This is a genomic window from Streptomyces sp. WAC05292 (assembly GCF_003949955.1).
GTDB classification, from domain to species: Bacteria; Actinomycetota; Actinomycetes; order Streptomycetales; family Streptomycetaceae; genus Streptomyces; species Streptomyces globosus.
Window position 1 is genome coordinate 1 of the sequence record NZ_RPSE01000076.1, and the last position, 21,318, is coordinate 21,318.

The window sequence follows — 21,318 nt, forward strand, 5'->3', positions numbered from 1 at the left end:
ATCCTAGGCCCTGGCGTCGGGGGGCGGCGGGCCCGCAGGGGGTCAGGGCCGCGTCACGGACGCGACGGGCATCATCCCGACGGGGTCGTAGCGGACGCGGGCGCCGGGGTAGGGGGCGTGGATGACCTGGCCGTTGCCGACGTACATGCCGACGTGGCTGGCGTCGGAGCGGTAGGTGACGAGGTCGCCGGGCTGCGCCTGGGAGAGCGGGACCTTGCGGCCGGCATGCCGCTGGGCCTGGGAGGTGCGCGGGAGGGAGACGCCGGCCTGGCGGTAGGACCACACCATCAGTCCGGAGCAGTCGAACCCGGTGGGGCCGGTGGAGCCCCAGATGTACGGGCGGCCGAGCGCGGAGCGGGCGGCCCGTACGGCGGCCGCGGCGCGGCCGGAGACGGGGACGTCGGAGGCGGGCAGGTCGGCGTCGGTGTCGGCGCGGCCGCCGGAGCGGGAGCTGCGCTCGTAGTCGGCGCGCTCGGGCGCGGGCATCTCGTTCAGCAGGCGCCGGGCGGCGGCGAGTTTGGCGGTGACGATGCGCTTCTGGCGGGCGACGTCGGCGCGGGCGGCGTCGAGTTCGGCGAGTTTGAGGGAGGCTTCGCGGCGCTGCTGGACCAGTCTGCGCTGCTCCTTGCGCAGGTCGTCGAGTTGGCGGGTCTGGCGGTCGGTCAGCTGCTCCAGGGTGGCGGCCCTGTCGAGGTATTCGACGGGGTCCTCGGAGAGCATGAGTTCGACGGCGGGGTCGATGCCGCCGGAGCGGTACTGGGCTCCGGCGAAGGCGCCGAGGACGCCGCGCATGGTGTTGATGCGGTCCTGGCCGCGGGCGAGCTGGTCCTGGGCGCGGCCGATGTCGGCGCGGAGGGCGTCGGCGCGTTCGCCGGCCCGGTTGTAGCGCTCGGTGGCCTGCTCGGCTTCCTGGAAGAGGCGGTCGACCTGGGCGCGGGCGCCCGCCGCGGGCTCCCGGGGGTGGCCGGGGGCGGCGATGGCGGGTGCCGCGGTGAGGGCGGCGGCTGCCGTGGCCGCGGCTGCTGCGGCGGTGAAGGCGGTGATCCTGGTGTTCCGGTCGGGGCTGACGAGCCCGGCCCGGCGAGGGGACGCCACGTGCAACCGCTCCCTTTCCGCAGTGCGGACCGGGTCCGCCCCGGGTGGGCGGCCGTGTTCCGGGCTCCGCGCGGGCAGACAGTAGCCGCGCGGCCGCGGGGCGGCCAACGTCCGGCGCGGGGCCGCACAGGGCTGCGCCCCGCTCTGACGCAGGTCATGGGCGGGGCGCGGGGTCCGGGGCGGTGGCGCGCAATTCGCCCGGATGGGCGGTGCGGGGTGCGCTCGTCAGATCCGGACGCCGAACTGGAAGGGCATGTTGTCGATGGACTCGTACTTGACGCCGCCGCGCGGGTTGGAGGCGTGCAGCACCGTGCCGTTGCCGGCGTAGAGGCCGACGTGGTGCAGGTCGGAGTAGAAGAACACCAGGTCGCCTGGTTGGAGGGCGCTGCGGCCTATGCGGGTGCCGTCGTTGGCCTGGGTCCAGGTGGTGCGGGTGATGCTGACGCCGGCCTGCTTGTACGCCCACTGCGTCAGCCCGGAGCAGTCGAAGGCGCTGGGACCGGTGGCTCCGGAGACGTAGGCGCTGCCCAGTTTGGTCTTGGCGGCGGCGAGGGCGGCTCCGGCGCGGCCGGAGGGCTTGGCGCTGCCGAGGTCGGCGCGGTCGCCGTCGGCGCGGCTCGCGCGGGCCTCCTCGTCCTTGAGCTGGGCGCGCTGCTGCGCGGTGAGGGTGTTGAGGAGGGCCTGGGCCTCGGCGAGCTTGTCCTGGGAGGCCTTCTTCTTCGCGCCGAGCTCCTTGCGGGTGGCGTCGAGGTCGGCGAGCTTGCCCGCGGCTTCCTGGCGCTGCTGGGAGAGGCTGCGCTGCTTGGCCTGGATCTTCTGGACGGCGTCGAGCTGGCGGCCCGTCAACTGCTGGAGGGTGGAGGCCTTGTCGAGGTAGGTGTCGGGGTCGCCGGAGAGGAACAGGGCGACGGACTGGTCCAGGCTGCCGCCCCGGTACTGGGCGCTGGCCATCGAACCGAGGGTGGCGCGGAGCCGGTTGAGCTCCTCCTGGCCGCGGGCGACCTGGTCCTGGATCCGCCCGATCTCCGTTTCGAGTTTCTCCTGGCGTTCCTTGGCCCCGTTGAACTTCTCGGTGGCCTGTTCCGCTTCCTCGTAGAGGGCGTCGACCTTGGCCTTGACCTCGTCCTTGTTCGGCTGGGCGGGGGCGGCGGACGCGCTGTGCGCGGAGAGGGCGACGGCTGCGGCGGCCGTGGCGGTCAGCACGGTGACGCGTGCGCGGTTCGGCTGCTTGGGACGACGGTGGGACGCCACGAAGCCGAGCTCCTTCTTCTTGGGGCCCGCCGGGGCCGGGTTGGCCGGCGCACCACGGCGGAACCTCCGCCGACACCCCGAATGAGTGATCTACCGCACGAAGGTTTGAGCAGACCCTAGTGAGCCCGCCGTGATCACTTCAAACCCCTGAAGGAAAAATTCCGCTCCTGCGGACAGGTTCTTCACCGCAGGCCACGCTGAGTGCCAGGGACTTGACGGTCCGTCCCGCGACGGCACCGTCAAATCGGGCATTCCAGCGAGGAGTTACGAAACGCGCGAAAGGCGCTTCAGCAGCAAAGCGGACGCCACGGGGCGCGCCCCCGCCTTCGCCACCCCGTCGGCCACCTCGCGGTCGGTGGAGACCACCACCACCGGTCGGCCGGGCGGCTCCGCCCGCACCAGCTGCCGGATCAGCTCGTCCGCCGTCACCCCGGGCTTGGAGAACAGCACCCGCACTCCGCGCGGCGGCGCGAGCAGCACCGGCGCGGCCAGCTCCGCCCCGTCGAAGACGCAGGTCATCTCGGCGCCCGTCTGCGCGGCCAGCATCGACAGCCCGCCCAGGAGCCGCAGCCGCTGCTTCTCCAGGGGCATCGTCGGATAGCCGGTCTTGGTCACGTTGTAGCCGTCCACGACCAGATGCGCCTGCGGCAGCGCCAGCAACTGGTCGAGCAGCGCCGGATCGGTCTCCGACAGTGCCCGCGCCGCGATGTCCTTCGGCGACATCCGGCCCGGCTCGACCGCGTCCGCCAGGTCGGCCGGCCGCGTCGAGACCGGCGGCAGCGCCAGTTCCCGCCGCAGCCCCTGGGCGGCGTCCAACACCGTGTCCAGCAGCAGCCGCAGGCGCATGTCCTCGATGCTGCGCCCCTCGCGGGTCGCGCGGCGGGAGGTCTCCAGCGCCGCCTCCACCTCGGCGAGCCGCGACTTGAGCCGGCGGTTCTCGCTCTCGGCGGCGGCCACCTGGGCGGCGGCCTCGGCGCGGACCGCGTCGATCTCCGCGGCCGCCTTCCGCAGGGCGGCCTCCCCGCGCTTGACGTCGCTGAGGGCGCTGCGCAGTTTGCGGTGAAGCGATTCGGCTTCCTTCCGCGCCGCCTCCAGCTCGCCGCGCATCTGCTCGCCGCCGGTCCGCTGGGCCTCCCGTACGTGGGCCAGCTCCGTGCGCAGCCGGTCGAGTTCGCGCCGGGTCTCCTCGTCCGCCCGCTCGGCGTCGGCGCGCTGCGCCTCCTCCCCCGCGGCGGCGACCAGCTTCACCCAGCCGGCGGGCCGCAGGACGTACGCCGCCGCGGCCACGTCGAGCGGGTCGGCCGCGGCGGGCGGGGCCCCGGAGTCCAGCGCCGCGGCCAGCTCGGCCTGCGCCTCGCGCACCTTCTCCGCGACGCGCCCCCGGAAGACGGGGTCGCTCTCCACTGCCGCGGCCATGGCGTTGCCCGCGAACTTGGCCCGCCGGGTCGGGGTGAACCGGGCGTACTGGCGCAGCTGCGCCGGGAGGTCCGCGACCGTCAGCGCCCCGAAGGCGTCCGAGACGAGCGCGACGACCCGTCGCCGCACGCCCTCCGGCAGCGGGCGGTCGAGCACCTCGGCGGCGTCGCCGGCCGCGTCGGCCGGCTCAGCGCCGCTTGCTGGCTCCACAATCCGTCACCCCTACCGTCCATCCCGGCGGGGCGCGGCTCCCTCAGGAGTCCGCGCCCGGCCTGTCCACGAGTTCGATCTGGTCCACCGCGTTGCACCAGCGGCAGCGGACCGACTCGATGGTCTCACTGACCACCTCGCGCTCCTCGACCTTGGGCTCCCCGGCAAGGTCCAGGTGGACGTACTCGACGACCTTCGACGAACGGGTGACGTCGAAGCGCGTCAGGTTGCCGCACAGCGTGCAGCGCCACCGGGTGGTCGCGGTCGGCAGGGGAACCGTCATCAGGCCGCACTCTCCTTCATAGCTCTTTCGATTAAAGCCGCCGTCCGCGCGAATCGGCGGCCCGCAGCACGTAACCCTACGGCCTGCCGGTGCGGCGGGGAGGGCCGGTCGGGCCATGCTCGACCGCATGATCGCAAAGTGGCGGGCCGTGCGGGCGGCGGCCGGGGGCCCGGTGGCCACGCACGCGCTGATCGCGGGCTGCTGCGCCGTGTTCCTGCTGGGCCCGGCTTCCGGGCTCAATCCGTCCTATGGCACGGGCGGGCAGCTGCTGGAGGCGGGCACCGCCCACTTCCGGCGGTGGGGCGTCGTCCCGGCCGAGCTCGCGCAGGGCTCGCCGCGGGCGCTGCTGACTCCGCTGACCGCGCTGTTCCTGCACGGCAGCTGGCTGCACCTGCTCGGCAACATGCTGTTCCTGCGCGTCTTCGGCGCGATGGCGGAGGAGCGGATGGGGCGACCGGCGTTCCTGTGCTTCTACGTGGGCACCGGCTACCTGGCCCTCGCCGGGTACGCGGCCGCCAACGCCTCCTCGCAGGAGACGCTGGTCGGCGCCTCGGGGGCCATCTCGGCGGTCCTGGGGGCGTTCCTGCTCCTCTTCCCGCGGGCCCGGGTGACCGCCCTGTTCCCGTTCCTGTACTTCCTGCCGCTGCGGCTGCCCGCGTGGCTGGTGCTGCTGTTCTGGTTCGCCCTGCAGTGGGTGGCCGCGCACCGGGCGGGCAGCGGGCCGGGGGTGGCGTACCTGGCGCACCTGGTGGGCTTCTCCCTGGGCTTCCTCCTCGCGTGGGTGCGCTGGGGCAGGGCGGCTAGAGTGAGGCGATCAGCGACGGCCACCGAGGGAGACAGCCAGCCGTGATCACCGCGATCGTGCTCATCAAGACCAGCGTGGACCGCATCCCCGAGATCGCCGAGTCGATCGCGGCGCTGGAGAACGTCAGCGAGGTCTACTCCGTCACCGGGACGTACGACCTGATCGCGCTGGTCCGCGTGGCCCGCCACGACGACCTCGCGGACATCATCCCCGGCCGCATCAGCAAGATCCCCGGTGTCGAGGCGACGGACACGCACGTGGCGTTCCGCACCTACTCCCAGCACGACCTGGAAGCCGCCTTCGCCATCGGCCTGGACGCCTGAGGCCCCGCCGTCCGGAGCCCCGCCGCCCGGAGCCCCGCCGCCCGGGGCGGCCCGCCGGGCGCCGTCAGACCGCCGGGACGCAGCGGCCGTCCTCGGTGCGGTACTGCCACTTCGCCCCGTCGGCGACGAGTTCCCGCACGGCCCGCAGGAAGCGGTCGACGTGCTCGTCGGGGGTGCCCGCGCCGAAGCTGACGCGGATCGCGTTCAGCGACCGCTCCCCCGGCTGCCGCGCCTCGGGGGCGTCGCAGGCGCCGGGCTCCTGGGGGGCGCCGCCCAGCAGGGTGCGCACCAGCGGGTGGGCGCAGAAGAGGCCGTCGCGGACGCCGATGCCGTACTCGGCGGACAGCGCGGCGGCGAAGTGGGAGCTGTTCCAGCCCTCCACGACGAAGGAGATGACGCCGACCCGCGGGGCGTCGTCCCCGAAGAGGGACAGCACCCGCACCTCGGGCAGGGCGGCGAGTCCCTCCCGGATCCGCGCGACGAGCCGGCGCTCTCGGGCGACGAGGGTGTCGAAGCCGGCCTCGGTCAGGGCCCGGCAGGCGGACGCGATCGCGTAGGCGCCGATGACGTTGGGCGAGCCGGCCTCGTGCCGGGCGGCCCCGGTGTGCCATGCGACGTCGACGCCGCCGTCCTCGCGGCGGGCCACGGTGCGGGAGGCCCCGCCGCCGGCCAGGTAGGGGCGGGCCTGCTGCAGCCAGTCGGCCCGGCCGGCCAGCACGCCGGAGCCGAACGGCGCGTACAGCTTGTGCCCGGAGAAGGCGACCCAGTCGACGTCGAGGCCGCGTACGGAGACCGGGTGGTGCGGGGCGAGCTGGGCGGCGTCGAGGACGATCCGGGCGCCGTGGGCGTGGGCTGCCGCCGCGAGCTCCCGGACGGGCCACAGCTCGCCGGTGACGTTGGAGGCCCCGGTGACGCAGACGAGGGCAGGGCCGGGGGAAGGGTCGCGGTCGGCGAGGGCCCGCTCCAGGGTGGCGACGGCCTCGGCGGGGGTGCGGGGCGCGTCGAGATGGGTGACCTGCCCGTCCCTCCAGGGCAGCAGCGCCGCGTGGTGCTCGGTCTCGAAGACGAAGACGCGGCAGTCGGCGGGGAGGGCCGCGGCGAGGAGGTTCAGGGAGTCGGTGGTGGAGCGGGTGAAGACGACCTGGTCGGAGGGGCGGCAGTCGAGGAAGGCGGCGACGGCGGCCCGGCTCTGCTCGAAGAGGTCGGTGGACAGCTGGGAGAGGTAGCCGGCGCCGCGGTGCACGCTGCCGTAGTAGGGGGCGTACGCGGCGACGTCGTCCCAGACGCGCTGGAGGGCGGGGGCGCTGGCGGCGTAGTCGAGGGCGGCGTAGACGGTCTCGCCGCCGGTGACGAGCGGGACGGTGACGTCCCGGCCGAGGACGGGCAGCGGCCCGGCACAGGCGGCGCCGCAGGCGTCGGCGTCGGCCGCGGCGTCAGCGGCGGCGGCGGTGGTGATGGCTGCGGTGTGCAGGGTTGCGGACATGGCGGAATCTCCCGGCTGCAGGGCTGAATGGCTTCGGAAACCACCCGTACGCGGGTACGGCGCTGCGCCGTCCGGGGTACGGGGAAGGCCTCGGGGCCGGCCGCGGCGCACACGCACGGGTACGCGGAAGGAGCCGGTCCGAGGGGTGAAGAAGGGGCGGTACGCCCTATCGCATTCGCTTGCTCACGGAAAACGCTCCTCGAGAGACCAGGACCCCTGGTGTCGAGGGATCCGCGCTTGCCGCGGACCTCGCTGCCCACGGCCTGGTCATCACCCGGGGCACCCCGCCACGGAAGGAGGGTTGCCGGACAGCAGGCCGGGGCCAAGACGCTGTCACTCGTGACCTGGTGAGCATCCTGCCACAAGATCCGGCACGCACAAGGCCCCGGTCCGCCATGCGGACCGGGGCCCGGCCGGAACACGCCCGGCAGGGGCCGGGGAGCCGTCAGGCGTTGGTGGCGGCCACCCACCGCTCCAGCGCGGCCCGCGCGGCCCCGGAGTCGATGGACTCGGCCGCGCGCGCGATGCCCGCCCCGATCTGCTCCTCCAGGGTCCCCGTGCCCGGCTCCAGGGCGACCAGCGCGGCCGCGGAGTTCAGCAGCACGGCGTCGCGCACGGGGCCGCTCTCGCCGGCCAGCAGCCGCCGGGCGACGTCGGCGTTGTACGAGGCGTCCGCGCCCCGCAGCTCCGCCACGTCGACCAGGTCGATGCCGACGTCGCGCGGGTCGAAGCCCTGCTCCTGCACCCGCCCGTCGCGGACCCACCACACGCGGGAGGTCGCCGTCGTCGTCAGCTCGTCCAGGCCGTCGTCACCGCGGAAGACCAGCGCCGAGGAGCCCCGCTCGGCGAGGACGCCCGCCACGATGGGCGCGACCCTGGCGTCGGCCACGCCGGTCGCCTGGGCCCGCACCCGCGCCGGGTTGGTGAGCGGGCCGAGGAAGTTGAAGGTGGTCCGGATCCCGAGCTCCCGCCGGGCGGCGGCGACGTGCCGCAGCGCCGGGTGGAACTTCACCGCGAAGCAGAAGGTGATCCCGGCCTCCTCGGCGACCTCGACCACCCGGGCGGGGGTCAGGTCCAGGTTGACGCCGAGCTTCTCCAGGACGTCCGAGGCGCCGCTCGCGGAGGACGCGGCCCGGTTGCCGTGCTTGACCACCTTCGCGCCGGTGCCGGCCACCACGACCGACGACATCGTCGAGATGTTGACGGTCTTCGCGCCGTCGCCGCCGGTGCCGACGATGTCCACCGTCCGGCCCGGCACCTCGATCAGGTTGGCGTGCGCGTACATGGTCCGCACGAGGCCGTTGATCTCCTCGACGGTCTCCCCCTTGGCCCGCAGGGCCACCATGAAGCCGGCGATCTGGGCGTCGCTGGCCTCGCCCCGCATGATCCGGTCCATGGCCCACGCCGTGTCGTCGGAGTGCAGGTCGCGGCCGGAGAGCAGGGCGTCGAGGACGGCCGGCCAGCTGCGGGCCGCCACGCTGTCGCCGCCTGCCGGGGTCACAACGTTCATGGTCCGCTCCTGGTGGTCCACGGTGGATGGGAAGGGGATCAGCCTATCCAGCCGCGCGGACGGCAAAGAGCCCCGTCCAGACCCTGGACGGGGCTCTCGCCGTGGCGACGCGGGGACGATCGGGGATCAGCCCCGCTCGGGATCAGTGGTGGCCGTGGCCGCTCTGGATCTCCTTGTACTCCTCCACCGTGGGCTTCGGAATCTGGTTGCCCTCGCCGTACATGCCCTTGCTGAGCTTGACGCGCAGCTTCTCCATGGCACCGACCTTGCGCTCCACGCCGTTCTCGTCGACCGTCGGGCCGATCTCGGCGGGCTGGTACTGGTGGTGCGAGGTGAGGGTGTGCAGCTTGTCCTGCGACAGCGGCTCGTGGACCTCGACGAACTCACCGTGCGGGAGGCGCTTGATGACGCCGGTCTCGCGACCGTGCAGCACCTTGTCGTGGTCACGGCGCTGCAGGCCGAGGCAGATGCGCTTGGTGACGATGAAGGCCAGGACCGGGACGGCGAAGAAGCCGATCCGGACGAACCACGTGATCGCGTTGATCGACAGGTGGAAGTACTGCGCGAACATGTCGTTTCCACCGCCGATGAGCAGGACGATGTACTCCGAGATCCACGCGACGCCGAAGGCCGTGCGGGTCGGGGCGTTGCGCGGGCGGTCGAGCAGGTGGTGCTCGCGCTTGTCACCGGTGACCCAGGACTCGATGAACGGCCACACCGCGATCGCACCGAGGACCAGCGGGAAGAGGATCAGCGGGATGAACACGCCCAGGACGAGCGTGTGGCCCCACAGGTTGATCTCCCAGCCCGGCATGGCGCGGATCAGGCCTTCCGGCATGCCCATGTACCAGTCGGGCTGCGCACCGGTGGACACGTGGTCCGGGCGGTACGGGCCGAGGTTCCAGATCGGGTTGATCGTGGCGATCGCCGCGATGGCCGCGATGACACCGAAGACCAGGAAGAAGAAGCCTCCGGCCTTGGCCATGTAGACCGGCAGCAGCGGCATGCCGACGACGTTGTTGTTCGTCCGGCCGGGGCCGGGGAACTGGGTGTGCTTGTGGTAGAAGACCAGGATCAGGTGGGCCACGAGCAGGCCCATCATGATGCCGGGCAGCAGCAGGATGTGGATCGAGTAGAACCGCGCCACGAAGTCGCTGCCGGGGAACTCGCCGCCGAAGAGGAAGAACGAGATGTACGTGCCGACGACCGGCACGGACAGGATCGCGCCCTCCATGAAGCGGACGCCGGTGCCGGAGAGCAGGTCGTCCGGCAGGGAGTAGCCGGTGAAGCCGGTGAACATGCCGAGGACCAGCAGCAGGAAGCCGAAGACCCAGTTGACCTCGCGCGGCTTGCGGAACGCGCCCGTGAAGAAGACGCGCATCATGTGCACGATCATCGCGGCGACGAAGATCAGCGCGGCCCAGTGGTGGATCTGCCGGATGAGCAGACCGCCGCGGACGTCGAAGCTGATGTCCAGGGTCGAGGCGAAGGCCTCGGACATCATGACGCCCTGCATCGGGACGTACGAGCCGTGGTACTCCACCTCGTTCATGCTCGGGTGGAAGAACAGCGTCAGGTACACACCCGTGAGGATGATGATGATGAAGCTGTAGAGGCAGATCTCACCCAGCATGAAGGACCAGTGGTCCGGGAAGATCTTGCGCATGTTCGCCTTGGCGAGGCTGTAGATGCCCAGGCGGCCGTCCGCCCAGTCGGCTACGCGCTCGCCGGCGGGCGCCTTCCGCTTGTCAGTGGCGGTACTCATCCGCGCTCCCAGAATGCAGGACCGACGGGCTCCTCGAAGTCGCCGAGCGCTTCGAGGAAGCCTTCGCCGTTCACGCCGATCCGCAGCTGCGGAAGCGCGTGGCCGGCGGGGCCGAAGATGACACGCGCGCCGTCGGAGAGGTCGAAGGTGGACTGGTGGCACGGGCAGAGCACGTGGTGCGTCTGCTGCTCGTACAGGCTGATCGGGCAGCCGACGTGGGTGCAGATCTTCGAGTAGGCCACGATGCCGTCGTGGGACCACTCGAGCTCGCGCTTGTCCTTGATGTCGTCCGGCTGGATGCGGACGATCATCACGGCGGCCTTGGCGATCTCGGTCTGGAACTCGTGGGTGCCCTCTTCCAGCCCCTCGGGCTGGACGAAGGTCAGCGAGCCGACCTGGACGTCCTCGGGACGCAGCGGCTCACCCGTGTTCTGGTTGATGAGCAGCTTGCCCTTGGCCCAGACGGTCTTGCGGAGCTTCTCCTCGGGCAGCGGGCCCAGGTCGCGCAGCAGGACCAGGCCGGACAGCGGCACCATGGCCAGCGCGCCCAGCAGGGTGTTGCGGATCAGCGGACGGCGGCCGATGGCCGACTCCTCGGCACCGGCGGCGAAGTCCGACATGACCTTCGCCTTGACGTCGGCCGGGGCCGCGATCGGGTGGCGGTCGTCGGCGACCTCGACGTCGGACATCAGCGTGCGGGCCCAGTGGACCGCGCCCGCGCCGATGCAGAAGAGGGCGGTGCCCAGGGTCATGCCCAGCGCGAAGTTGAGCGCGCTCACCTTCCCGAGCGGGAAGATGTAGACGATCTTGTCGACCGGGATGATCACGTACGCGGCGATGAAGGCGATCGTGGCCAGCATCGACACCGTGAACAGCATCGCCACGGTGCGCTCGGAGCGCTTCGCGGCGCGGTCGTCGATGTCCTGGATGCGCGGCTTGTGGACCGGCATGCCGGGGTCGGCGAACGGGTCGTCCGCGACCGCCACACCGCCGTGGTGGGCGTCGCCCTGCTCGCTCGGCAGGTGCTTGTCTTCGGGAATCTCTTGGCTACTCATGACTTCTTGGCCTTAGCGGTGTGGGCCGCGACCCAGACGGCGACAGCGATCAGCGCACCCAGACCGAAGATCCAGCCGAACAGGCCTTCCGAGACGGGGCCGAGGCCGCCGAGCTTCAGACCGCCGGGGTTGACCGACTTCTCGCCGTTCACGTTCTGGAGGTACGCGATGATGTCCTTCTTCTCCTTCTCCGGCATGACGCTGTCCGGGAAGGAGGGCATGTTCTGCGGGCCGGTGAGCATGGCCTCGTAGATGTGCTTCGGCGTGACGTCCTCGAGGTTCGGGGCGTACTTGCCGTTCGTCAGCGCGCCGCCCTCGCCGGTGAAGTTGTGGCACTGCGCGCAGTTGTTGCGGAACAGCTCGCCACCGTTGGCGATGTCGGCACCCGCCGGGTCGTACTGCTTCTTGGTCGGCGTGATCGGGCCGGCGCCGAGGGACGCGATGTACGCGGCCAGCTGGTCGATCTGCGCCTGGCTGTAGATGACCGGCTTCTTCGGCACCTGGGCGCCGGGCTGCTGGGCGGGCATGCGGCCGGTGCTCACCTGGAAGTCGACGGCCGCGGAGCCGACGCCGACCAGGCTGGGGCCGTCAGTGGTTCCCTCGCCACCGGTTCCGTGGCAGCTTGCGCAACCCACGGCGTAGAGCTTCTTGCCCTCCTCGATGGCGAGGGACTGGGCGGTTTCTTCGGCCTGCGCCTTGCCCGCAGGGGCGAAGGCGGCGTACAGCCCCCCAGTGGCCGCCAGCGCGAGGAGTAGAACGACGACCGCCGCCAGCGGATGGCGTCGTCGTGCGGAGAGCTTTTTCACGGATTACCCCGGTGTCAGGATCTTCTGCGTCGGTGTTTCTGGATGGATGCCGGGCGGGCCCGGCCACGTGTTCGCTACTTGATCAGGTAGATCGTGGCGAAGAGGCCGATCCAGACGACATCGACGAAGTGCCAGTAGTAGGACACGACGATGGCCGAGGTGGCCTGTTCGTGGGTGAACCTCTTGGCCGCGTACGTCCGGCCGAGGACCAGCAGGAAGGCGATGAGACCGCCCGTCACGTGCAGACCGTGGAAGCCGGTGGTCAGGTAGAACACCGAGCCGTACGGACCGGACGAGAGGCTCATGCCCTCGTGCTTGACCAGCTCGGTGTACTCGAACACCTGGCCGCCAATGAAGATCGCACCCATCACGAACGTGACGATGAACCACGTCCGGAGCTTCTTCACGTCACCGCGCTCGGCGGCGAAGACGCCGAGCTGGCAGGTGAGGGAGGAGAGCACCAGGATCGTGGTGTTCGTCGCCGAGAAGGGCAGATTCAGGGCCGAAGCCTGTTCTGACCAGTACTCGGCGCCCGTCACCGATCGCAGGGTGAAGTACATCGCGAAGAGGGCCGCGAAGAACATCAGCTCGGAACTCAACCAGATGATGGTTCCGACGCTGACGAGGTTCGGCCTGTTGACCGTCGGGTGCGCGTGCCCGGTATCTACTGTCGTTGCTGTCGCCACGACCGACATTATGTCGGTCGCTTATCCCGCCCTCACCCCGGGGGGTGCCGTTCGGAGTGTCAGGGCCGTGTGCAAGGCCCGAACGGCCCATCGGGCGGCGGTCGCCGGGCATACCGGAAGCGGTGTGGGCGGGGGGTTGCGAGGAGTAGCATCCCGCGCAACATCAACGTGATTCACGGCAACCGTGGAGGAACGAAATGCGGTCGACTGCACGGGTTCTGGTCTACAGCGACGATGCGAACACCCGGCAGCAGGTGCTCCTGGCCTCCGGGCGCAGGCCGGCCGCGGACCTGCCGCCGGTGGAGTTCGTGGAGTGCGCGACGCTGCCCGCGGTCCTGGGCGAGCTGGACGCGGGCGGGATCGACGCCTGCGTGCTGGACGGCGAGGCCGTCCCGGCGGGCGGAATGGGGGTGTGCCGGCAGATCAAGGACGAGGTGTTCCGCTGCCCGCCCGTGCTGCTGCTGATGGGCCGTCCGCAGGACGCCTGGCTGGCCACCTGGAGCCGCGCGGACGCGGCGGTGACCCTTCCGGTCGATCCGGTGGAGTTCGCGGACGCACTGGCGCGCCTGCTGCGCGCCCGGCTGTCGCTGGACGCGTAGCAGGCGTCCCGGCGGTGCGCGGGGCCCCCGGCGGGGCCCTGCGCACCGGGTCGCGGGCCCCGGGGGCCGGCGGGCCGCCGGGTCAGACCTGCGGGCGCAGGCGGGCCTGGTCGGCCGCGGTGCGGCCGTCGCGGGTGCCCGCGAGGAGGGCGCTGCCCTCGCGCCAGTCCTTCCAGTCCATGTTCCAGTCGCCGAAGCCGTTCCCGAAGGTGTCCATGTCCTCGCCGATGCTGTTGACGACCTGGACGATGTCGCCCTCGGTGATGTTCTCGTAGAACCAGGCGGCGTTCCCGGTGCTCATGCCGGTGCAGCCGTGGCTGACGTTCGCGTAGCCGTGGGACCCGACGGACCACGGGGCGGCGTGCACGTATTCACCGCTCCAGGTGACGCGTGTGGCGTAGTAGACGGGCAGGTCGTAGTTCTCGCTGCCGCCGATGCCGACGGTGTCCCCGCGCATACGGACGTAGTACTGCTTGCCGAGCACGACCTTGACGCCGTTGCGGGTGGAGAAGCCGGGCTTGCCGGTGGTGACCGGAATGGTGTTGATCACTTCTCCGTTGCGCTTGAACGTGAGGTAGTGCGAGGCGGCGTCGGTGATGACCTCGACGCGGTCCCCGATCTCCAGCGTCAGCGGGGTGCTGGCGGCTCCGTGGAGCTCGCCGTCGATCCTGACGCCCTCCAGGTTGCTCCGTACGGAGACGGTGCTGTGGGCGGGCCAGTACTCCTTGGGCCTGAAATGCAGCCGCTTGTCGTCGACCCAGTGCCAGGCGCCCTCGACCCCGGGAGGGGTGTCGACGACGAGGCCCCGTTCGACGACGGCGCGGGCCGCCTTGTCCTTGACGGGCTCGCTGAGGTCGGCGGTGAGGGGCTGCCCGACGCCGTACTTGCCCTTTTCCGGACCGAATTCGACGCTCAGGAGCTTCTTGGCCGGGGTGGTGTCGAACGTCAGCGTGCGCTGTCCGGGGGCACCCCGCTCGTCCTCGGTGCTGACGGTGACGGTGTAGCGCACGCCGGCGGCGAGGGGGCCGGTGCTCTGCCAGCGGTCGCCCTTGGCGGTGAGTTCGCCGGCGAGGTGGCGGCCGTGCACGTCCACGGCGGTGACGTCGGTGATGCGGCTTCCGCCCGTCCCCTTGGCGGTGACCTCCAGGGGGCGGTTGTGGTCGACGGGGCGGCCGCCCTGGACCTGGTTGAAGGCGATCTGCTCGCCCGCGTCGTGCGGGCGGGCTGACAGCGGGTTCTCGTGCGACCCGCATGCGGTGGCGCCGGCACCGAGGGACGCGACCAGCAGGGAGCAGCTGATGACCGCCCAGAGACGCGGTGAGTGGTTCATGGGGCCAACGCTAGGGAAATACGACAATCCCGGCGCGCGGGATGACTGCAAACGAGGGGCCCGGACTCCTCTGTTCGAGGAGTCCGGGCCCCAGGCGTTCGACCGAGCCGAGGACGGCTACTGGTTCTGGTTCTCACCCCGGTAGTACTCGTACACCCAGCCCCACAGGCCGATCAGGATGATCGGGGCCGAGAAGTACATGAGCCACCAGCCGAAGATGACGCCCATGAAGGCGAGCGAACCGCCGATCGCCAGCGAGAGCGGCTGCCAGCTGTGCGGGGAGAAGAACCCCAGCTCGCCCGCCTCGTCGGCGACCTCGGCCTCCAGGTTGTCCTGGGCCATCTCGTCGACGCGCTTGGCCGTGAAGGCCAGGTAGTAGCCGATCATCACGCTCAGGCCGAAGGCCAGGAAGAGCGCGGTGGTCCCCACGGGCTCCTTCGACCACACGCCGTACACGACGGCCATGATCAGAATGAAGGCGGAGAGCCAGAGGAACATCTTGCCCTGGATCTTCACTTGCCGGCCTCCTTGCCACCGGTGACGGCCTTGGCGCCGTGGTCCTCGAGGTGGTCGAGGGCCGCGATCTCCGGGTGGTGGAGGTCGAAGGCCGGCGACTCACTGCGGATGCGCGGCAGGGTGACGAAGTTGTGCCGCGGCGGCGGGCAGGACGTCGCCCACTCGAGCGAACGGCCGTAGCCCCACGGGTCGTCGACCTCGATCTTCTTGCCGTACTTGGCCGTCTTCCAGACGTTGTACATGAACGGCAGCATCGACAGGCCGAGCAGGAACGAGCTGACGGTCGAGATGGTGTTCAGCGCGGTGAAGCCGTCGGCGGCGAGGTAGTCCGCGTAGCGGCGCGGCATGCCCTCGGCACCCAGCCAGTGCTGCACCAGGAAGGTGCCGTGGAAGCCCACGAAGAGCGTCCAGAAGGTGATCTTGCCGAGGCGCTCGTCCAGCATCTTGCCCGTGAACTTCGGCCACCAGAAGTGGAAGCCGGAGAACATCGCGAAGACCACGGTGCCGAAGATGACGTAGTGGAAGTGCGCGACGACGAAGTACGAGTCGGAGACGTGGAAGTCCAGCGGGGGCGAGGCCAGGATGACGCCGGTCAGACCACCGAAGGTGAAGGTGATCAGGAAGCCGACGGCCCAGAGCATCGGGGTCTCGAAGGACAGCGAGCCCTTCCACATGGTGCCGATCCAGTTGAAGAACTTCACACCGGTCGGTACCGCGATCAGGAAGGTCATGAAGGAGAAGAACGGCAGCAGTACACCGCCGGTGACGTACATGTGGTGGGCCCACACGGTCACGGAGAGGCCGGCGATGGCGATCGTCGCGGCGATGAGGCCGATGTAGCCGAACATCGGCTTCCGCGAGAAGACCGGGATGACCTCGGAGATGATGCCGAAGAACGGCAGGGCGATGATGTACACCTCTGGGTGTCCGAAGAACCAGAAGAGGTGCTGCCACAGCAGTGCGCCGCCGTTGGCCGCGTCGAAGACGTGGCTGCCGAACTTGCGGTCGGACTCCAGCGCGAACAGGGCCGCCGCGAGGACCGGGAAGGCGAGCAGGACCAGGACACCGGTCAGCAGCACGTTCCAGGTGAAGATCGGCATGCGGAACATCGTCATGCCCGGAGCGCGCATGCAGATGATCGTGGTGATGAAGTTGACCGAGCCGAGGATGGTGCCGAAGCCGGAGAAGGCCAGACCCATGATCCACATGTCGGCGCCGATGCCCGGCGAGCGGACCGCGTCGGACAGCGGGGAGTAGGCGAACCAGCCGAAGTCGGCGGCGCCCTGCGGGGTGAGGAAGCCGGCCACCGCGATGGTCGAGCCGAAGAGGTACAGCCAGTACGCGAACATGTTCAGCCGCGGGAACGCCACGTCGGGCGCGCCGATCTGCAGCGGCATGATCCAGTTCGCGAAGCCGGCGAACAGCGGCGTGGCGAACATCAGCAGCATGATCGTGCCATGCATGGTGAACGCCTGGTTGAACTGCTCGTTCGACATGATCTGCGTGCCCGGACGGGCCAGCTCGGCGCGCATGAAGAGCGCGAGCACGCCGCCGATCAGGAAGAACACGAACGACGTGACCAGGTACAGCGTACCGATGGTCTTGTGGTCGGTCGTGGTCAGCCATTTGACCACCACGCTGCCAGGTCGCTTGCGCCGCACCGGCAGCTCGTTCTCGTACGAGTCTGCGGCGGCACCCTGGGATTCGTTGAGGATGCTCACAGTGTGTTCGTCTCCGCGTTCCGGGCCGGGTCAGTCTGCTTGATGCCGGCCGGCAGGAAGCCGGTCTGCCCCTTCTCGGCCAGTTCCTTCAGGTGCGCCCGGTACTCCTCGGGCGAGACGACCTTGACGTTGAAGAGCATCCGGGAGTGGTCGACGCCGCACAGCTCGGCGCACTTGCCCATGAAGACGCCCTCCTGGGTGGGCGTGACCTCGAAGACGTTGGTGTGGCCCGGGATGACGTCCTGCTTGAAGAGGAACGGCACCACCCAGAAGGAGTGGATGACGTCGTTCGACGACAGGATGAAGCGGACCTTCTCGCCCTTGGGCAGGTAGAGGGTCGGGCCGGGGTTGCCGGTCTCCGGGTTCCGGTCGCCCGGGATGCCCTTTTCGTAGACGCCTTCGGCGCCCGCCGGGAAGGCCTTGGTGTAGCGGTCCGGGATGCTGGCGAGTTCCTTGGGAACCGCGCCGGCCTTCGGGGTGGCCGCGTCGCCGTCGACGTTCTCGATGTAGTTGAAGCCCCAGCTCCACTGGAAGCCGACCACGTTGATGGTGTGCGCCGGCTTCGAGAGGGCGAGGAGCTTGGACTCGTCACGCGCGGTGAAGTAGAACAGCACCGAGACGATGATGAGCGGGACCACGGTGTACAGCGCCTCGATGGGCATGTTGTACCGGGTCTGCGGGGGGACCTCCACCTTCGTCCGGCTGCGCCGGTGGAAGATGACGCTCCACAGGATCAGGCCCCAGACCAGGATGCCGGTGACCAGAGCGGCCGCCCAGGACCCCTGCCACAGGGACAGGATGCGAGGCGCCTCCTCCGTGACCGGGTAGGGCATCCCGAGGCGGGGGAAGTCTTTCCATGTGTACGAGCAACCAGTGGCGGTCGCCAGGACCACGCCCGCAGTCAGCGCCTGCAGCAGCTTCCGCCGCATCGGGCGCCGCGGCGAGCGGTCGGAGCCGTAGGGACTCACGTAGCGCCTTCCCGAGAGTCTCGGCCCGCGCGGCCGGCCGCGGCCGTGTTCGGGTCGGTCGCCGGCCCTGACGCAGGCAGGGGTTTGGATGTTTATGCGGACCAAACCCTACTGGACGCTATTTGGGGTCGCGCGGGGAGGGTGCCCAACGCGCCGCTACTGCCCCCGAAGGGATGGATCCGCCGTACGGGGGACGGGCGGACACCGGCTGAACGGCCGTGTGGGGGCGGCTTCTGACGGGCCCTGCGCTCCGGCCCCGCGGTCCGGCGGCGGCGGGCAGCGGGCGGGCCGGACGGCGCCGCGCACCGGGTCGGCGCGGTGCCCGCGGACCGCTGCCTTACGGTGACGGGATGCCGTACTTCGACACCGCGTCCACCGCACCGCTGCACCCCGTGGCCCGGCAGGCGCTGGCGGCCGCCCTCGACGAGGGCTGGGCGGACCCCGCCCGGCTGTACCGGGAGGGCCGGCGTGCTGCGCTCCTGCTGGACGCGGCGCGCGAGGCGGCGGCGGAGGCCGTCGGCTGCCGCGCCGACGAGCTCGTGTTCACTCCTTCGGGGACACAGGCGGTCCACTCCGGCATCGCGGGCGCACTCGCCGGGCGCCGGCGCACCGGCCGGCACCTGGTGGTGTCCGCGGTCGAACACAGTTCGGTGCTCCACGCGGCCGACGTGCACGCGGCCGCGGGCGGCTCGGTGGCCCAGGTGCCGGTCGACCGCACGGGCGCCGTCACCGCCGAGGGGTACGCGGACGCGCTGACCGCGTCGACCGCGCTGGCCTGCCTGCAGTCCGCCAACCACGAGGTGGGCACGGTGCAGCCGGTCGCCGAGGTCGCGGACGTCTGCGCGGAGGCCGGCGTCCCGCTGCTGGTGGACGCAGCCCAGTCGCTCGGCTGGGGGCCGGTGGAGGGCGCCTGGTCGGTGCTCGCGGCGAGCGCCCACAAGTGGGGCGGCCCGCCCGGCGTCGGACTGCTGGCCGTCCGCAAAGGTGTCCGGTTCTCGCCGCAGCACCCGGCGGACGAGCGGGAGTCGGGCCGCTCCCCCGGCTTCGTGAACCTCCCGGCCGCCGTCGCGGCCGCGGCCTCCCTGCGGGCGGTGCGCGCCGAGGCGGAGGCGGAGGCGGCCCGGCTGCGGGTCCTGGTGGACCGGATCCGGCGGCGCGTGGCCCGGCTCGTGCCGGACGTCGAGGTGGTCGGCCACCCGGACCGGCGGCTGCCGCACCTGGTGACGTTCTCCTGCCTGTACGTCGACGGGGAGACCCTGCTCCACGAGCTGGACAAGGCGGGCTATTCGGTCTCCTCCGGCTCGTCCTGCACCAGCTCCACCCTGACGCCGAGTCACGTGCTGCGGGCGATGGGGGTGCTGTCGGAGGGGAACGTGCGGGTCTCCCTGCCGCCGGGGACGGCGGCGGAGGACGTCAACGGCTTCCTGGAGGTGCTGCCCGGCGCGGTGGCGCGGGTCCGGGCCGCCCTCGGGTCGCCGGAGGGGGAGCCCGTGGAGCCGGTCGCCGACTCCGTGGAGGTCGACGCGCTGGGGCTGCGCTGCCCGCAGCCGGTGATCGAGCTGGCCCGGGCCGTCCGCACGGTCCCGGTCGGCGGGACCGTCACGGTGGTGTCGGACGACGAGGTGGCCCGGCTGGACGTCCCCGCGTGGTGCTCGCTGCGCGGCCACGACTACCTGGGCGAGGAGCCGCGGCCGCGGGGGACGGCGTACACGGTGCGCCGTCGCAGCTGAACGGCGGCCGGCGCCCGCGGGGGCGCCGGCGCCGGTGCCCGGATCAGGCCGCCAGGTGGGCGCGGACCTCGGCCGCGGCGTCCTCGCCGTAGGCCTTGGTGAAGCGCTCCATGAAGTGGGCGCGCGCCAGGGTGTACTCCTGGGTGCCGAGCGTCTCGATCACGAGGGTGGCGAGCATGCAGCCGACCTGCGCGGCGCGCTCCAGGCCGACGCCCCAGCCGAGGCCGGCCAGGAAGCCGGCGCGGAAGGCGTCGCCGACGCCGGTCGGGTCGACCTTCGCGGTCTCCTCCGGGCAGCCGACGGTGATGGTCTCCTCGCCGGCCCGCTCGATGCGGACGCCGCGGGAGCCGAGCGTGGTGACGCGGGTGCCGACCTTGCCGAGGATCTCCTCGTCGCTCCAGCCGGACTTCGACTCGATGAGGCCCTTCTCGTACTCGTTCGAGAAGAGGTACGTCGCGCCCTCCATCAGGGTGCGGATGTTCTCGCCGTCCATGCGGGCGATCTGCTGGGAGAAGTCCGCGGCGAAGGGGATCCCGCGGCTGCGGCACTCCTCGGTGTGGCGCAGCATCGCCTCGGGGTCGTCGGCGCCGATGAGGACCAGGTCGAGGCCGCCCACGCGGTCGGCGACGGCCTTGAGCTCGATCAGGCGGGCCTCGCTCATCGCGCCCGTGTAGAAGGAGCCGATCTGGTTGTGGTCGGCGTCGGTGGTGCAGACGAAGCGCGCGGTGTGCAGCACCTCGGAGATGCGCACCGAGGAGGTGTCGACGCCGTGCCGGTCCAGCCAGGCGCGGTACTCGTCGAAGTCGGAGCCGGCCGCGCCGACGAGGACGGGGCGCAGGCCCAGCTGGCCCATGCCGAAGCAGATGTTCGGGCCGACACCGCCCCGCCGGACGTCGAGGTTGTCGACGAGGAAGGAGAGGGAGACCGTGTGCAGCTGGTCCGCGACCAGCTGGTCGGCGAAGCGGCCGGGAAAGGTCATGAGGTGGTCGGTGGCGATGGAGCCGGTGACTGCGATGCGCACGGCGTGGATGCTCCTGCGGTAAGGCGAGCGTTGACAGTCAACGCTACCCCGTCGCGGACCGGCCGCCGACCCCACGAAACTACCCCGTAGTAGGCCTTTCTCCGCGCGGCGGTGCGAGCCTACGGTGCCCCCATGACCTACACCGATGGATTCGGCTACGGAGAGTACGCGGTCGACACGCGGCCCGGTTTCGCGCGACTGCTCGGCGACTGCGCCAGGATGGCCCCGCACTGGGCGGTCCCGGCGGACCCCCGGCCGGACAGGGTGGCGCCGTCCCAGATCCACGGGGTGGACGTCCCGCCGGCCTCGGCCCGCCTGATCGCCTCCACGGCGCAGTACGGCGACGGCGAGTAGGGGTTCGACGGAACCGGTTTCGCGTCTGTTCCGTCCCACCCGCATCAGCCACGGCGATACGGGCGAAGGAGCAAACGGTGACGAGCGAACAACCCGAGACATCACGCGGCACACGGCGGCGGCCGGCCTGGGCCATCGGCTCCATCGCCGCGGCCGTGCTGCTCGCCGGCGGCGGGACGGCGTACTGGGCGTCGGCCGCGCAGGGCGGCGGCCGCGAGGGCGGCGGATCCGCGGCGTCGGCGCCGCGGGTGGCGCCGAGCCCGTCCGGGCCGGGCATCGCCCCGGGCGAGCCGGACCCGCAGGGCGGCGGGGTCACCTACCGGGCTGCCGGGAAGCTGCCGGAGGCGCCGGCGGCAGCTTCCCGGCAGCCCGGTAGGTGACCCCGCCGCCC

Annotated in this window: 21 protein-coding genes and 1 riboswitch; of the genes, 6 read left to right on the top strand and 15 right to left on the bottom strand. The window is 71.4% G+C overall.

Annotated elements, in window-relative coordinates; all coding sequences use genetic code 11:
* Window positions 1-42: 42 nt before the first annotated feature.
* The 4 genes from EF903_RS11680 to EF903_RS11695 all read right to left on the bottom strand — a co-directional run bounded on the left by EF903_RS11680 (window position 43) and on the right by EF903_RS11695 (window position 4,255).
* Entirely contained in the window at window positions 43-1,095 is a 1,053-nt protein-coding gene (locus tag EF903_RS11680) for a C40 family peptidase (protein ID WP_125543138.1), read from the bottom strand.
* Between the two features lie 225 nt (window positions 1,096-1,320).
* A complete protein-coding gene (locus EF903_RS11685; RefSeq protein WP_125543139.1) occupies window positions 1,321-2,346 on the bottom strand; it encodes a C40 family peptidase in 1,026 nt (341 codons plus the stop codon).
* 264 nt (window positions 2,347-2,610) lie between these two features.
* Entirely contained in the window at window positions 2,611-3,975 is a 1,365-nt protein-coding gene (locus EF903_RS11690) for an NYN domain-containing protein (protein WP_125543140.1), read from the bottom strand.
* A gap of 40 nt (window positions 3,976-4,015) precedes the next feature.
* Window positions 4,016-4,255, bottom strand: a complete 240-nt coding sequence (locus tag EF903_RS11695; RefSeq protein ID WP_114057246.1) for a hypothetical protein — start codon at window positions 4,253-4,255, stop codon at window positions 4,016-4,018.
* A gap of 127 nt (window positions 4,256-4,382) precedes the next feature.
* Here EF903_RS11695 and EF903_RS11700 point away from each other — a divergent pair, with 127 nt between their 5' ends.
* Both EF903_RS11700 and EF903_RS11705 read left to right on the top strand, forming a co-directional pair.
* On the top strand, window positions 4,383-5,105 hold the full coding sequence (locus EF903_RS11700) for a rhomboid family intramembrane serine protease (RefSeq protein ID WP_125543141.1): 723 nt from the start codon (window positions 4,383-4,385) through the stop codon (window positions 5,103-5,105).
* The gene (locus EF903_RS11705; protein ID WP_114057247.1) at window positions 5,102-5,383 is read left to right on the top strand and encodes an Lrp/AsnC family transcriptional regulator; all 282 of its coding nucleotides are present in this window, start codon (window positions 5,102-5,104) and stop codon (window positions 5,381-5,383) included. Before EF903_RS11700 ends, EF903_RS11705 begins: the two co-directional genes overlap by 4 nt.
* 64 nt (window positions 5,384-5,447) lie before the next feature.
* On the opposite strand, the gene EF903_RS11710 is transcribed toward EF903_RS11705, so the two are convergent.
* The 6 genes from EF903_RS11710 to EF903_RS11735 form a co-directional block, all read right to left on the bottom strand.
* Window positions 5,448-6,866, bottom strand: a complete 1,419-nt coding sequence (locus EF903_RS11710) for an aminotransferase class V-fold PLP-dependent enzyme (protein ID WP_125543142.1) — start codon at window positions 6,864-6,866, stop codon at window positions 5,448-5,450.
* Between the two features lie 228 nt (window positions 6,867-7,094).
* Window positions 7,095-7,211: riboswitch (SAM riboswitch) on the bottom strand.
* Window positions 7,212-7,311: 100 nt separating this feature from the next.
* Complete coding sequence (gene trpD, locus EF903_RS11715; protein WP_125543143.1) at window positions 7,312-8,376, bottom strand: anthranilate phosphoribosyltransferase; 1,065 nt, start codon at window positions 8,374-8,376, stop codon at window positions 7,312-7,314.
* Between the two features lie 142 nt (window positions 8,377-8,518).
* The gene (locus EF903_RS11720; RefSeq protein ID WP_125543144.1) at window positions 8,519-10,141 is read right to left on the bottom strand and encodes a cytochrome bc complex cytochrome b subunit; all 1,623 of its coding nucleotides are present in this window, start codon (window positions 10,139-10,141) and stop codon (window positions 8,519-8,521) included.
* Entirely contained in the window at window positions 10,138-11,196 is a 1,059-nt protein-coding gene (locus EF903_RS11725) for a ubiquinol-cytochrome c reductase iron-sulfur subunit (RefSeq protein WP_125543145.1), read from the bottom strand. The genes EF903_RS11720 and EF903_RS11725 overlap by 4 nt, the downstream gene beginning before the upstream one ends.
* Window positions 11,193-12,002 (bottom strand): c-type cytochrome, encoded by an 810-nt coding sequence (locus tag EF903_RS11730; protein WP_125543146.1) that lies wholly within the window; start codon window positions 12,000-12,002, stop codon window positions 11,193-11,195. The genes EF903_RS11725 and EF903_RS11730 overlap by 4 nt, the downstream gene beginning before the upstream one ends.
* A gap of 74 nt (window positions 12,003-12,076) precedes the next feature.
* Window positions 12,077-12,697 (bottom strand): heme-copper oxidase subunit III, encoded by a 621-nt coding sequence (locus EF903_RS11735; RefSeq protein ID WP_125543147.1) that lies wholly within the window; start codon window positions 12,695-12,697, stop codon window positions 12,077-12,079.
* A gap of 188 nt (window positions 12,698-12,885) precedes the next feature.
* On the opposite strand from EF903_RS11735, the gene EF903_RS11740 reads away from it, so the two are divergent.
* Window positions 12,886-13,287, top strand: coding sequence for a hypothetical protein (locus EF903_RS11740; protein WP_114057254.1), 402 nt, complete (start codon window positions 12,886-12,888; stop codon window positions 13,285-13,287).
* A gap of 82 nt (window positions 13,288-13,369) precedes the next feature.
* On the opposite strand, the gene EF903_RS11745 is transcribed toward EF903_RS11740, so the two are convergent.
* The 4 genes from EF903_RS11745 to coxB form a co-directional block, all read right to left on the bottom strand.
* Window positions 13,370-14,617, bottom strand: a complete 1,248-nt coding sequence (locus EF903_RS11745) for an Ig-like domain-containing protein (protein ID WP_125543148.1) — start codon at window positions 14,615-14,617, stop codon at window positions 13,370-13,372.
* A 117-nt stretch (window positions 14,618-14,734) separates the two neighbouring features.
* Window positions 14,735-15,133, bottom strand: coding sequence for a cytochrome c oxidase subunit 4 (locus EF903_RS11750; RefSeq protein WP_125543149.1), 399 nt, complete (start codon window positions 15,131-15,133; stop codon window positions 14,735-14,737).
* Window positions 15,130-16,854, bottom strand: a complete 1,725-nt coding sequence (gene ctaD, locus EF903_RS11755; protein ID WP_125543150.1) for a cytochrome c oxidase subunit I — start codon at window positions 16,852-16,854, stop codon at window positions 15,130-15,132. Before ctaD ends, EF903_RS11750 begins: the two co-directional genes overlap by 4 nt.
* Entirely contained in the window at window positions 16,851-17,822 is a 972-nt protein-coding gene (gene coxB, locus EF903_RS11760) for a cytochrome c oxidase subunit II (protein ID WP_125543151.1), read from the bottom strand. Before coxB ends, ctaD begins: the two co-directional genes overlap by 4 nt.
* A gap of 350 nt (window positions 17,823-18,172) precedes the next feature.
* Between coxB and EF903_RS11765 the strand changes: the two genes are divergently transcribed.
* Window positions 18,173-19,552 (top strand): cysteine desulfurase/sulfurtransferase TusA family protein, encoded by a 1,380-nt coding sequence (locus tag EF903_RS11765; RefSeq protein WP_125543152.1) that lies wholly within the window; start codon window positions 18,173-18,175, stop codon window positions 19,550-19,552.
* Between the two features lie 43 nt (window positions 19,553-19,595).
* On the opposite strand, the gene EF903_RS11770 is transcribed toward EF903_RS11765, so the two are convergent.
* On the bottom strand, window positions 19,596-20,573 hold the full coding sequence (locus tag EF903_RS11770; RefSeq protein ID WP_125543153.1) for a carbohydrate kinase family protein: 978 nt from the start codon (window positions 20,571-20,573) through the stop codon (window positions 19,596-19,598).
* Window positions 20,574-20,705: 132 nt separating this feature from the next.
* Between EF903_RS11770 and EF903_RS11775 the strand changes: the two genes are divergently transcribed.
* Together EF903_RS11775 and EF903_RS11780 are read left to right on the top strand one after the other, a co-directional pair.
* Complete coding sequence (locus EF903_RS11775) at window positions 20,706-20,927, top strand: hypothetical protein (RefSeq protein ID WP_125543154.1); 222 nt, start codon at window positions 20,706-20,708, stop codon at window positions 20,925-20,927.
* A 77-nt stretch (window positions 20,928-21,004) separates the two neighbouring features.
* A complete protein-coding gene (locus tag EF903_RS11780; protein ID WP_125543155.1) occupies window positions 21,005-21,307 on the top strand; it encodes a hypothetical protein in 303 nt (100 codons plus the stop codon).
* Window positions 21,308-21,318 lie beyond the last annotated feature (11 nt).

What these genes read in the sequence shown, in the direction of transcription:
- EF903_RS11735 (WP_125543147.1), bottom strand. Translation starts at nt 12,697, where the DNA reads ATGTCGGTCGTGGCGACAGCAACGACAGTAGATACCGGGCACGCGCAC.
- EF903_RS11745 (WP_125543148.1), bottom strand. Translation starts at nt 14,617, where the DNA reads ATGAACCACTCACCGCGTCTCTGGGCGGTCATCAGCTGCTCCCTGCTG.
- EF903_RS11710 (WP_125543142.1), bottom strand. Translation starts at nt 6,866, where the DNA reads ATGTCCGCAACCCTGCACACCGCAGCCATCACCACCGCCGCCGCCGCT.
- EF903_RS11765 (WP_125543152.1), top strand. Translation starts at nt 18,173, where the DNA reads ATGCCGTACTTCGACACCGCGTCCACCGCACCGCTGCACCCCGTGGCC.
- EF903_RS11695 (WP_114057246.1), bottom strand. Translation starts at nt 4,255, where the DNA reads ATGACGGTTCCCCTGCCGACCGCGACCACCCGGTGGCGCTGCACGCTG.
- EF903_RS11775 (WP_125543154.1), top strand. Translation starts at nt 20,706, where the DNA reads ATGACCTACACCGATGGATTCGGCTACGGAGAGTACGCGGTCGACACG.
- EF903_RS11720 (WP_125543144.1), bottom strand. Translation starts at nt 10,141, where the DNA reads ATGAGTACCGCCACTGACAAGCGGAAGGCGCCCGCCGGCGAGCGCGTA.
- EF903_RS11740 (WP_114057254.1), top strand. Translation starts at nt 12,886, where the DNA reads ATGCGGTCGACTGCACGGGTTCTGGTCTACAGCGACGATGCGAACACC.
- trpD (WP_125543143.1), bottom strand. Translation starts at nt 8,376, where the DNA reads ATGAACGTTGTGACCCCGGCAGGCGGCGACAGCGTGGCGGCCCGCAGC.
- EF903_RS11700 (WP_125543141.1), top strand. Translation starts at nt 4,383, where the DNA reads ATGATCGCAAAGTGGCGGGCCGTGCGGGCGGCGGCCGGGGGCCCGGTG.
- EF903_RS11725 (WP_125543145.1), bottom strand. Translation starts at nt 11,196, where the DNA reads ATGAGTAGCCAAGAGATTCCCGAAGACAAGCACCTGCCGAGCGAGCAG.